The organism is Microcoleus sp. CZ3-B2, from assembly GCF_036705055.1.
GTDB lineage: Bacteria > Cyanobacteriota > Cyanobacteriia > Cyanobacteriales > Microcoleaceae > Microcoleus.
This window is the reverse complement of record NZ_JAUBTN010000024.1, coordinates 56,542-68,719: the sequence shown is the minus strand read 5'-3', so window position 1 is coordinate 68,719 and position 12,178 is coordinate 56,542. Positions and strand designations below refer to the sequence as shown.

Here is a 12,178-nt window from a genome sequence, read left to right as displayed (position 1 = left end):
TAATGACTCCACTTTAAGAGCGCGATCGAAATTCAATCACATCTTGCTTAATAGTCACATCTTTATTACCAAAAAAATCGTGACCCAGCAGCCCGATGTCTAGTGCGGGCGATATCGGTACAACTACATTTGTAATCGCCAAACCGCCAGCTTCGATCGAAGTAAGATTGCCCAGAGGAAAAGTAGCCACTCCGTTGGGAGTTTTGGCTTGCACGCTTCCTTGAGGAACTATCTTCAAAGCAGTAGCCATTGCTGGCGTAATTACTGTGCGGCTTGCTCCAGAATCCACCATCATTTCAAACTTTTGCGTGCCGTTAAACGTGACTTCTATCACTGGGATATTAGCTTCTCGGCGTTTAATTTTGACCAGAAATACTCCCGATTTAGTATTAGCCTTAGTATCAGACGAACCTGCAGGAGCCAATTCTTGGGGCATAAAACCGCAGACAGAGCGGCTCAAGCTAATTGTTTGGCCGCGGTCGTTACGCATGAAGCATCCCTCGCTCTCTTGAGCAGTCGCTGGCGACGAGTTGACTGCAGTGTCAAGTAAAATTGAACTGCTCAGAGAAATAACTGCTGTTAAAAGCAGTAAAGGTTTGCGGAGGTTTTTAGCGTTCGGTTGAGGCTTTTTTGAGTTGGAAAGTAAAGGCAAGGGAGATTTGCTGACCATAGTTTGTTTAAACGCTTGTTTGTCGATCGTAACAACGACAACCACCTTTGAGTATAGATTTAGCGCTGACAGTTTGGGGATTTCAGCTTGTATTTTTGTCTGATGAGGGCGGTATGTCACAAAATGCTTGACAAATGACAAACAATTTGTTTCAGTAATTGAGACTGGAAGGTTCCTAAGTCAAAAGTACCAAAGCACGTAATATAAATTTTTACGAGATTGAGCTATAAACCGTAAAAAAAAATACAGCAGGAAATTACTGTATGAAAATAAAATGAGATTTTTATGAGACATCTGCCAAAAAGACTGTTTTGAACGTGCAGGATGCCTGTTCCACAATCATTGTGGGAGAGGTCTATTTGGTCGATCGGCCAAAAGCCCCCAGTCGGGATAAAAATGAAATGAAACTAAACGTAAAGTAATTAAGGATGCCATGTCACTTTCAACAGCAAAACCCGCTCTCCTAGTCCTGGCTGACGGTACTGCTTACCGCGGCTGGTCGTTTGGCGCTGACGCCACCGTCGTCGGCGAGGTAGTTTTCAATACGGGAATGACAGGCTACCAAGAAGTCTTGACCGATCCTAGCTATTGCGGTCAAATTGTCACTTTTACTTATCCAGAATTGGGTAATACCGGGGTAAATCTCGAAGACGAAGAATCCTCGCGGCCGCAAATTCGAGGTGCGATCGCCCGTAACCTATGCAGCCGCCCCAGCAACTGGCGCTGCTCGCAATCCCTGCAAGACTACCTAAAACAGCACAATATCCCCGGCCTTTACGGCATCGACACCCGCGCCCTCACCCGCAAAATTCGCACTGTGGGAGCGATTAACGGCGGCATCTCGACAGTGATTCTCGACCAGGCAGAGCTGTTGGAGCAAGTCCAAAACGCTCCCAGTATGGCCGGGCTGAATCTGGTTCGGGAAGTGACCACCCGCGAGGTTTACGAGTGGTCGGAAGCCACGGACTCGGTGTGGGAGTTCAGTCCGACAGTCCAACCGGCCAGCGGCGAAATGTGGACGGTGGTGGCGATCGATTTTGGGATCAAGCGCAATATTCTGCGGCGTTTGGCGAGTTACGGCTGTCGGGTAATTGTTGTACCCGCTGACACGTCGGCGGAGGAAATTCTCAAATACAACCCGGACGGCATTTTTCTGTCCAACGGCCCGGGAGATCCCTCGGCGGTAACTGAAGGAATCGCGACGGCTAGAGCTTTGTTGAAGTCAGACAAACCCGTGTTCGGCATTTGCATGGGACACCAGGTACTGGGGATTTCCTTGGGTGCGGAAACTTTTAAACTCAAGTTCGGCCACCGGGGCTTGAATCATCCTGCGGGTTTAACCCAGCAAGTAGAAATTACTAGCCAAAATCACGGTTTTGCGATCGACCCGGATTCCCTAGTCCCGGAAGTAGAAATTACTCATCTCAATTTGAACGATCGCACCGTAGCCGGATTGAAGCACAAAACCTTGCCGATGTTCTCAGTCCAGTACCACCCGGAAGCCAGTCCGGGCCCGCACGACGCTGACTATTTGTTCGATCGATTCGTGCAGTCCATGCGAGACCATCAGAAAATCACAGCTTAGCCATCTTTGGGGAGTCATTAGTCATTAGTCATTAGTCATTAGTCATTGGTCATTGGTCATTGGTCATTGGTCATTAGTCATTGGTCATTAGTCATTAGTCATTAGTCATTGGTCATTAGTCATTAGTCATTGGTCATTGGTCATTGGTCATTGGTCATTGGTCATTAGTCATTGGTCATTGGTCATTAGTCATTGGTCATTAGTCATTGGTCATTAGTCATTGGTCATTGGTCATTAGTGCTGTCCCCCCTGGCTTTCGGTTATTGGTCATCAGTCCCCAGTCATCGGGCTGGAATTGCCTCAGTTGTTTTGAGCGAATTTTCCAGCAGGCGGGACGGCGAACCCTACTCCCCACAAGAAAAAATCATTTTTGTGGGACGATCCTCCTCGCCCGTCACAGCTATTTTTGCAATTGCTCGTCTCTCAGAGGCTCTTGGTGTAGAGAGCCTCTGACTAATGACTAACGACTCCTGACCGATCGCTGATGACCAAAAAACTGTAGACAAAAAACCAAAAAACTCCTATAATGAAGCCTCGACTTTTAGTCATATTTAGCTAGGAGGGTGTCATTTCTGAGCCATTGACCCTGACCGTTAGCCTCAGAGGCACTCGCGAAGTCAAGAATAACTATCAGTTATTTCGCCTGACTGGCCTGCTCGACGCTTTTTCTGAGGCCACTTTTCGGAAGGTAATAAGCAAATGTATAGACGATGGCCCAAAACACGTAATTTTGGACTTGTCTAAAATAGACTTTGTGGACAGTTCCGGCTTGGGCGCACTTGTACAACTTGTCAAGAAAGCCCAAACCTTGGAAGGAACATTGCAAATTGTCTCAAATCCCCGTGTAACTCAGACTGTTAAACTGGTTCGCTTAGAGAAATTTTTGTCTTTGCAGCCAACGGTTGATGATGCGGTAAAAAACGTCAAGGATACTTGATGCAAAGGTGGATTTAATTAGCTATCCGGTTCTCAACGCTGGATAGCAAATTTTTATAGTTTTGCGGGTACAAAAATACGAATTTTTCGAGAAGCTGCGACACGCGCAAGCTGCAAAGTCCCCAGATACTTTGAAATCCGGTGGAGGAACAGCAAAATATGTGTGGCAAACAGACAGAAAAATGGTATAAGAAGGGGAGCGTTGCGATAAGTGTAAAAAGTGTTTTTGAGTCGGTGCGATCGAAGACAAAAATGTCAAAGGACTAGAACAACCAATCTGTGCGGAAGTTTTATTTAAAAAAGTATGTCGCCTACGGCAGATGATGGACTCAAATTGAGCCTGACTGATATCAGTTTAAATCGACAGTATGCGGAGAGGGCGACACCAGCAGAAATAGAAAGGATATCGCCCTCCGCCTGGGCATATTTGGGAGATGCAGTATACGAACTCTACATTAGGAGCTCGTACTTAGTACCGCCGAAAAGATTGCAAGCTTATCACGAATTGGTGGTGGGACAAGTACGAGCCGAAACTCAAGCGCGTCACTTGCGATCGATCTCTCCTTATTTGAACAGTACAGAATTAGCAATTGTCAAGCGCGGGCGCAATGCCGTATCCGGCCGTTCCAAGCGAGCCGATCCAGAGATTTACCAACAAGCCAGCAGCTTAGAAACTTTGGTCGGATATTTGTACCTCACCGATTCCGAAAGATTGACGGAAATTTTGGGACTTTTAGAGCTAGAAACTGAAAGTATCTAGCAGTTAATAGTTGCGAAGGACAGCGGATTAATCAATAATTAATTCCACCGCAAACCTACCTAAAAAAGCCCAAAAATCGATGGCGCAAACAGGATCGACCGGCGATCGATACGTAGCGACAGTTTCAGGGATTACGATCGAGCGGGGGCTAGAAACCCGGTTGTCGAGAAAATTTAGTGGCGCTTGACAATAAATATCGGAAGAAACCGGGTGTCTGAGGTCACGAATCGGCTTAGGACTGGCCTTTTGTGACTACCACCTAAAAACTGTCGCTACCGATGGAGTGATTAGACTTAAGTTGCACTGTGCATCGCAGACTCCAATGAATTATCTGCGTCCCTCTGTGTGTATCCGCTGGCAATCTGCGGTTAACAGATCGATCGAATATGTATGCAGATCGAGTCTATCAACGAGCAACTTTAACAAGAGAAAAATCTTTGATCCCAAACCCGCCAATCTCAAATCCCAAATTCCTAAGATTGGTTTCTCAAGCCAAAATCTCAAATCTCAAATCGCTCTAACTGCAATCATAAACCCATGAGAAAATTTACAAAACCAAACTCCTCGCGATCGAATTCCGACAGCAAGCCATTCAGAAGCGAAGGCCGCCGTCAAGACTCGCAATCCTCCTCTCCCCGCTTTGAACGCAAGCCCTCTCCCGACACTCGCGGAGTAGAAGCGCCTCAAAAGCGATCGACTTTCTCTCCCCAATCCCGAGAAATGCCCGTGCGAGCAATTTTCAAACGGAATGTCGATGGCGACGGCCAACCCTCCGCGCGCCGACAGTTCAAAGACAGAGACGGAGACAGCAGCCCGCAGGAATCCCGCGGCAATTTTTACAGAGACAGGGACAGAGACAGAGACGGAGAGAGAGACGGATACAGCAGCCCGCAGCCAGCCCGCAATAATTTCCGAGACAGAGACAGCAGCCCGCAGCCAGCCCGCAACAATTTCCGAGACAGAGACAGAGACGGATACAGTAGCCCGCAGCCAGCCCGCAACAATTTCCGAGACAGAGACAGAGACGGATACAGCAGCCCGCAGCCAGCCCGCAACAATTTCCGAGACAGAGACAGAGACGGATACAGCAGCCCGCAGCCAGCCCGCAACAATTTCCGAGACAGAGACAGAGACAAAAACAGAGACAGCAGCCCGCAGGACTCCCGGGGCAATTTTTACAAAGACAGAGACAAAGACAAAAACAGAGACGGAGATAGCAGCCCGCGGGAATTCCGAGGCTATCATTTCAGAGACAGAGACAAAGAGACAGACACTCGCCCTGTGGACACTGCCTCAAATACTGTCGTGCAACCAGACGCAAACACAGACGACATGATTTACGGCCGCCATGCGGTGCAAGCGGCTTTAGAAAGCAACCAAGTGCTCAACCGGATCTGGGTTGTCCCGCACCTGCGCTACGATCCGCGCTTTCACAGCTTGCTAACCGAAGCCAAGGCCAACGGCAGCATCATTGATGAAGTTGACGATTTGCGCCTCGACTACATCACGCGGAAGGCAAACCATCAAGGTGTAGCCGCCCAAGTATCAGCTTACGAATACCTCGATTTGAGCGAACTGATCGCCAATGCTAAGGCCGCTTGCCAAGATCCAGTGATTGTGGTAGCAGAAGGACTTAACGACCCCCACAATTTAGGGGCGATCGTTCGCACCGCAGAAGCGTTAGGAACTCAGGGCATTGTGATTCCACAGCGGCGGGCCGTCGGGATTACCTCGGCAGTGAGAAAAGTCGCAGCAGGGGCATTGGAAAACCTGCCAGTGGCAAGGGTTGTCAATCTTAACCGGGCGCTGGAAGAATTGAAAGAGGCTGGATTCTGGATTTACGGCACTGCAGCAGGGGTAGGTGACTCGGTAGAGACAATCAAGTTCTCCGGGCCTACTGTTTTAGTTGTGGGCGGTGAAGCTGACGGTTTGAGCCTTTTGATACAGCGCGGCTGCGACGGATTAGTTTCAATTCCTTTAAGGGGAAAGACTCCTAGCCTGAATGTGTCGGTAGCAACGGGGATGGCTTTATACGAAATTTACCGCCAGCGGGGGCCCAAAAAGTTTCACGTACACGGATCTTGAAGGTCGTTGAAAAAAAGTGTACAACAGAGTAATTGATGTAAGTAGCTCAATCGGGGCGATCGGTCTCAGCAGCTACTTACACCTTACTAGCACAATGCCCGTAGAATGTCATCTGGGAAAACACCATGTCTGGAATTCAATTAGAATTAAAGCTGAATAAACAACAGATAACTCTGATGGATGAGAACGCACTTTGGTGATTCCCGGTTTGTCAGCAGCTAGGGCGATGCCATAATGTGTGAATACCGCCAAAAATTGAGCGGTATCACACTTTGAACAAGTAATAATAGAGCTGCCTGAGTTAGGGACAGGTTGAAGGCGAAAGTAAAAGGAACTTTCTCCCTTGGTTTAAACAGGAATTCGACACCAATCTATTTAGATATCAGCTCCAAATAGGTTTGGATAAATTCTTGGTAGCAGTGTCACTTCCCCTTGTAAATAACAAAAGCGCGGGCGTTGCCTGCTGCACCCTGAAAACACCGTTAAATAAATTAAAAAAGCAGATGAAAGAATTCTTGATTAGCTTGCTCAATGTTTTCGGATTGGCTTGGTGGGTTGAAGTTAAAACTTCAACGCCGCGGTGCATTTACTATTTTGGCCCCTTCTTGAGCACTCAAGAGGCGGAATCTGCAAAAGCAGGATATGTAGAAGACATAGAAAATGAAGGTGCAGAAGGTGTTAGTGTTTCGATTCAACGCTGCAAACCTGTTACTTTGACGGTGGCAGATGATTTGGGAAAGTTTGGTGATGGAGGGCTGTGGCCTGTTTTGAGCGGTCAGTAGCGGCAGGGAAATTTTGAGTGCGTGAGTTGTAAATTAAGTTCCGGTAACATCGGAATTATACCACAGTGCGATTCGGCGATCGCACTTTTTAATTCAGATACAAACGCAAACGATAGAGATAATATCGTGTCATATCAAATCCTCTCTTCATCGGAATAGTAAATTCAGGCGTTGACTGTTGACTGTTGACTGTTGACTGTTAACAGTTAACATCATAAAGAGTGCAACCGGAATTGATATCATGTCGATTGACAGCGATAAAATTGGTTCGCGGTGTTTTTGTGATGGCGATCGACTGGACATGATATAAGTTCAGAACTTTAGCTAAGTGCTTGGGGGTTACTCTCAATCCAGCGATCGATGTCTGCGATTACCCGATCGGGAATTTCCCAAGGAAACAAATGGGCTGTATCCCGATAACACTTCCACTGACAATCGCGGAGGTGGCGGGCTGTTTCTAAACTGGATGCGGAGGTAATGTGCCGATCGCCCTCAGCAGCCAGCACCAAGCAGGGACATTGAATGTCGCCGAGATGCTGCAGTCGATCGTATCCGGCTCTGAGAGCGGTATTTAAAGCCTTTGTAGCCGCGCCGGAAGTCTGGAGATAGGCGGGAGTACCTGCCCGTGCCAAGTAGCGGTAAGGCGTGGCTGTATGCTGCTGGATCAAGTAGCGAAAGAGCGATCGCCTGCCAAAAGTATCAATATTCCACTGCCAACCGGGAATCACCCAATTGATGATTCCGGCTAAACCGGTGTAAAGGTTATCTTGCCAAGAGATCGGAGGGTGACTACCTCGCGGTTTGGCAGCGGATGCCAGCACAATCAAACCCGTGACTCGCTGGGGATATTTCATCGCTAATTCCAGGGCTAAAATCCCTCCCAAAGACCATCCGACAACCAAACACCGATCGACTCCCAATCGGTCTAAAAGTGCTTCTAAATCGAGGAGGTGGTCGGTCATTTCAAAGGGATTGGAGGTGCGGCTGTTGCCGTAGCCGCGCAAGTCTGGGGCGATCGTCCGAAAGCGCTTTGAGAGGTGTTCTGTAAACACTGACATACAATCGCCGGAACCGGGATGTCCGTGCAAGCAAAGAATAGGAAATCCTTCGCCTTTGACAGAAACACTGAGTTTTTGATGCGGCATTTTTAAGAGAAGGAAGAAGTCATTAGTCATTAGTCATTAGTCATTAGTCATTAGTCATTAGTCATTAGTCATTAGTCATTAGTTATTAGTCATTAGTCATTAGTCATTAGTCATTAGTTATTAGTTATTAGTTATTTGTTTTTTATTTTTTGTTATTTGTTTTTTATTTTTTGTTTTTTGTTGTTGGTAACAACTGACAACTGACAACTGCTTTCCCTACAACGTCATTAGTCATCAGTCATCAGTCATGTTTTGCTGTCGCCTCCGAGCTTTCCGTACAACGTCATCAGGAAGAGAGAAGAGGGAAGAAGGAACTTCTCGATCGTGTTGGCGGTTGCTATAGCAATCAAAAGCAGGATTTGTGGGATGAGCTTTTAGCAGCGTCCAGGATTGATGCTTGAACCAAATTCGTATTGTGAACCTAGCTCCAGAGTGGTTAAAAACTGGGATTTTTGCTAATATAATCGGCAATTTTAGAAATAGAGTTGCGGATTTGTAAATCGCCGCTGCTGCGACTGTCTATCACAGTCATCACGTAGGCTTCGCCGTCAATATTCATCGCTAAAGTTGTGCCTAGCACCAGGGAATTTTCGCCAGTTTTTTCGCCCAACCACTGAACTTTAGTTCCTTCCAAGGCGGCAAATCCCAAAGCGCGATCGTACTGGCCGTTGAGAGTTTCTACTAATAGTTTAGCACCGGGTGTTTCGCCGTTGTAAATTTGCACCATCATTTCGGTGAGTTCGTTAGCCGTCAAGCGGTTTGGGCCGGAACCGGGGTTGGCTGGCATAATTTTTTCCCCCATTAATTTGAAGTTGACGCGGGTGACTTGGTAGCCGCGATTTTCCAAGAATTGATTGATGTAATCGGAACCGACATAATCGATTAGTTGATTGGTAGCAGTATTGCTGCTGCGATCGATCATTTCTTCTAACAGTGTCTTCAACGGGTAATTTTTAGCGGACACAATCTTCGTCGATGAGTCTTCGGTGAAGTTGCCCCGATTGACGAATACTTCCTGGTTTAGACTAATTTTTTCTTGTTCGACTTTTTGCATCAAGGCGACAGCAATCGGCAGTTTAATTAAGCTGGCCGGGCTGGCAGGAGGCACATCGCCCCGCAGGTTGACGCACTCTCTCGACAGGTGGCAAATGCCGATCGAAGCTCGATCGGACAAACCGCTTTCGCGAGCCACCTCAGCCAAAAAATCTGATTTTGCTTGCCGCACTTGAGAGGTGGCTGCTGTGAAGTTTTCCCGGTATTCTTGAGCTTTTGATGCTTTGAAAGGAGCTAAAAAGGAATTTTGGGGAACTTCCTGCAAGTTGTTGAGGGCCTGGTGCCACAAAAATTGAGTTTGTTGCGAAGATTCGATCGACTGATTTTGCTGTTTTCCAGTTTCTACGGCTCGGTTGGCTAAGCGGACTGCTTGCTGCAAATTGTCGTTAGCTCTCTGTTCTACTAATATTTGAACATCTACCGCTTGCAACTGTTGTATCAGTTTTTCTTGGGGATTGCCGCCGAGGGGAATTAAGCCGGAAAGCAGGGTTGGTTCTGGGGAGGGAGAGGCTGGTTGTTCTAATTCGGTGACGAGCCGATCGCGAATTTTGTAGAGTTCGTCTAGGGAACGCGGGTTAGATGATTGAGAGAATGAACTGGCGATGGTTAACACCTGAACCAGTCCGATGCCAGCGACTACTGCCGCCATCTTGTTTGCGATCGACAAAAAACGCCCGATTCCTCGCATATATTCGACATCCTCAACACAACCAAATTCAATCTAAGCAGCTATTGTTACAAGAGTCAAACGATTTTAGATTTTAGATTTGGGATTTGGGATTTTAGCCGTAGGGTGCGGATACATCGACAATCCTCAACAAAGAGCAACAATCGATCGAGCGGCGCACCTGTTCTTTTGACCAATGCCCGATGCCCAATGCCTAATGACTAATGACTAATGACTAATGACTAATGACTGCTGACTAATGACTTCTGCCAAAATAAAGGGAATCGATCGCACTCAATGGCGATCGACTCCCTCTAAAATATTGCGAACAATCTACTTTTTGCGCCGCCGCCAGTCAACACCCAACCGCTTGAGGTAATCCCAGCCGCGTTGGGGCCAGACACGATCGATACCGATCTTTTCGGCAATCCAGAGAGCTACTTTAGGCCCTGTCCAGTCTCCGCCATCGGGGGCAGGGCCTTGCAGCGCTTGTCGCAGTTCTTCTTGCTGTTCTGGACTCAGCAAGGATTTTGCAGGAGGGGGCTTGCGGTCTCCGCTGCGGTTTCTCACAGAGGTAGGCCCTTCTCGGTTGTAGCGCTGGACAATTTCTTTGGCGTAGTCGTAGTTGAGACCTACGACTTGGGCTGCTTCTTTGATAGTCCAATTTCGGGAAACTAGCAGCAGCAAGTGCCAGCGGCGGGACTCTGTGGTGTTTTGTGCCTGCCGGTAGCGAAGTTTGAGTTCCTCTGCCGTCAGGTGAGATTCTAGGTGAGCTTTAGGTGGCATTCCTCCAACGGGGCATCGGGAACTTCTTAGCATATATCTCTAGTTTTGGGGACAATTCCGGATGAAATTTTTTTCCTGGGGATCGTGGTGGCAAATAGGTGGCTGTTTTTGACTGTAGATGCGCGCAGATAGACGCTGTTGAGGAAGGGCTGTAACCAGGTGCAATTGCCAGCTATATTGACTAAGTGGCCGAAAGTAGAAATGATAAAGGTACGAGCATGGCATCCATCCGCGAGTTGCACCGACAACTGGTCAATAAAGAACGCTCTGCTGTGGAAATTACTCAAGAAACATTAGACCGAATTACCCAGCTAGAGCCGAAGTTGAAAAGCTTTCTGTGCGTGACGGCAGACAGCGCAATGGCCCAGGCCCACAAAGTGGATGCCCAAATCGCCGCCGGTGAGGAAATTGGGCCCTTGGCCGGCATCCCGATCGCCGTTAAAGACAATATGTGTACCGATGGCGTTCCCACAACCTGCGCCTCTCGGATTTTGGAGAATTTTGTGCCTCCCTACGATGCAACCGTCGTCTCCAAACTCAAAGCCGCCGGTGCGGTGATTGTGGGTAAGGCGAATATGGACGAGTTTGCAATGGGGAGCTCGACGGAAACTTCTGCCTATCAAGTTACCGCGAATCCTTGGGACTTGGAGCGCGTACCCGGAGGGTCTTCTGGCGGTTCTGCCGCAGCGGTAGCCGCCGGAGAATGCGTCGCGAGCTTGGGTTCGGATACTGGGGGTTCGATCCGCCAACCTGCTGCTTTTTGTGGCTTGGTGGGGCTGAAACCGACCTATGGGTTGGTTTCTCGTTACGGTTTGGTGGCCTATGCTTCTTCTCTGGATCAAATCGGGCCCTTTGGTCGGACTGTTGAGGATGCGGCGATTTTGTTGGGGGCCGTCGCTGGTTACGATCCGAGAGATTCCACGAGTCTTAATGTCCCAATTCCTGACTACGCTCAAGCTTTAAGACCCAGTTTGCGACCGAAGGGTCAGATTAGAATTGGTGTAATTAAAGAAACTTTTGGTGTAGGGCTGGACTCTGGGGTTAAAGACGCTGTTACTAAGGCGATCGAGCAATTTCAACAATTGGGCGCAGAAATTCAAGTCGTTTCTTGTCCCCGCTTCCGCTACGGTTTACCCACTTACTACATTATTGCTCCCTCGGAAGCTTCGGCAAATTTGGCGCGGTATGATGGAGTAAAATACGGTTTCCGATCGCCCGATGCCGACAATCTTTTGGATATGTATGCCAAAACTCGCTCTCAAGGGTTCGGTGCGGAAGTTAAACGCCGGATTGCGATCGGCACTTACGTGCTGTCGGCTGGATATTACGACGCCTATTATCTCAAAGCTCAAAAAGTTCGGACTTTGATTAAAGAAGACTTTGAAAAAGCTTTTTCTCAAGTTGATGTTTTGGTCTGTCCCACTGCTCCGACTACGGCCTTTAAGGCCGGGGAAAAATTCAACGATCCCCTGAGTATGTATTTGTCAGATTTGATGACTATTCCGGTGAATCTGGCTGGTTTGCCAGCTTTGAGTTTGCCCTGCGGATTTGATGATAAAGGACTGCCGGTGGGCATACAACTGATTGGTAATGTTTTGCAAGAATCTCGGTTGTTTCAAGTAGCTCATGCTTACGAACAGTCTACGAATTGGCACTTGCACCGCCCTGATTTGGATTAATTTTTCAAACTTGGCGGAACTGGACGGTGG

Annotated in this window: 10 protein-coding genes; 6 read left to right on the top strand and 4 right to left on the bottom strand. The window is 48.0% G+C overall.

The window, feature by feature from the left end:
• Nucleotides 1–13: 13 nt before the first annotated feature.
• Nucleotides 14–715, bottom strand: a complete 702-nt coding sequence (locus QUA97_RS13440; protein WP_333194866.1) for a retropepsin-like aspartic protease family protein — start codon at nucleotides 713–715, stop codon at nucleotides 14–16.
• Nucleotides 716–1,103: 388 nt separating this feature from the next.
• Between QUA97_RS13440 and carA the strand changes: the two genes are divergently transcribed.
• The 5 genes from carA to QUA97_RS13415 all read left to right on the top strand — a co-directional run bounded on the left by carA (nucleotide 1,104) and on the right by QUA97_RS13415 (nucleotide 6,818).
• The gene (gene carA, locus QUA97_RS13435; protein WP_333194864.1) at nucleotides 1,104–2,255 is read left to right on the top strand and encodes a glutamine-hydrolyzing carbamoyl-phosphate synthase small subunit; all 1,152 of its coding nucleotides are present in this window, start codon (nucleotides 1,104–1,106) and stop codon (nucleotides 2,253–2,255) included.
• Between the two features lie 580 nt (nucleotides 2,256–2,835).
• Nucleotides 2,836–3,192 carry an STAS domain-containing protein gene (locus QUA97_RS13430; RefSeq protein WP_194010594.1) on the top strand — a complete coding sequence of 119 codons (357 nt, stop codon included), beginning with the start codon at nucleotides 2,836–2,838 and terminating at the stop codon, nucleotides 3,190–3,192.
• A 303-nt stretch (nucleotides 3,193–3,495) separates the two neighbouring features.
• A complete protein-coding gene (locus tag QUA97_RS13425) occupies nucleotides 3,496–3,951 on the top strand; it encodes a Mini-ribonuclease 3 (protein ID WP_194010595.1) in 456 nt (151 codons plus the stop codon).
• A gap of 537 nt (nucleotides 3,952–4,488) precedes the next feature.
• Nucleotides 4,489–6,036 (top strand): 23S rRNA (guanosine(2251)-2'-O)-methyltransferase RlmB, encoded by a 1,548-nt coding sequence (gene rlmB, locus QUA97_RS13420; RefSeq protein WP_333194863.1) that lies wholly within the window; start codon nucleotides 4,489–4,491, stop codon nucleotides 6,034–6,036.
• Between the two features lie 503 nt (nucleotides 6,037–6,539).
• Entirely contained in the window at nucleotides 6,540–6,818 is a 279-nt protein-coding gene (locus QUA97_RS13415) for a DUF1816 domain-containing protein (protein WP_333194862.1), read from the top strand.
• Between the two features lie 320 nt (nucleotides 6,819–7,138).
• Here the strand turns inward: QUA97_RS13415 and QUA97_RS13410 are convergent, their stop codons facing one another.
• From QUA97_RS13410 to QUA97_RS13400, 3 genes are all read right to left on the bottom strand, one after another.
• A complete protein-coding gene (locus QUA97_RS13410) occupies nucleotides 7,139–7,963 on the bottom strand; it encodes an alpha/beta fold hydrolase (protein WP_333194874.1) in 825 nt (274 codons plus the stop codon).
• Nucleotides 7,964–8,399: 436 nt separating this feature from the next.
• Nucleotides 8,400–9,665 (bottom strand): serine hydrolase, encoded by a 1,266-nt coding sequence (locus tag QUA97_RS13405; RefSeq protein WP_333194861.1) that lies wholly within the window; start codon nucleotides 9,663–9,665, stop codon nucleotides 8,400–8,402.
• A 351-nt stretch (nucleotides 9,666–10,016) separates the two neighbouring features.
• A complete protein-coding gene (locus QUA97_RS13400; RefSeq protein ID WP_194010600.1) occupies nucleotides 10,017–10,469 on the bottom strand; it encodes a helix-turn-helix domain-containing protein in 453 nt (150 codons plus the stop codon).
• Between the two features lie 218 nt (nucleotides 10,470–10,687).
• Between QUA97_RS13400 and gatA the strand changes: the two genes are divergently transcribed.
• A complete protein-coding gene (gatA, locus tag QUA97_RS13395) occupies nucleotides 10,688–12,148 on the top strand; it encodes an Asp-tRNA(Asn)/Glu-tRNA(Gln) amidotransferase subunit GatA (protein WP_194010601.1) in 1,461 nt (486 codons plus the stop codon).
• Nucleotides 12,149–12,178 lie beyond the last annotated feature (30 nt).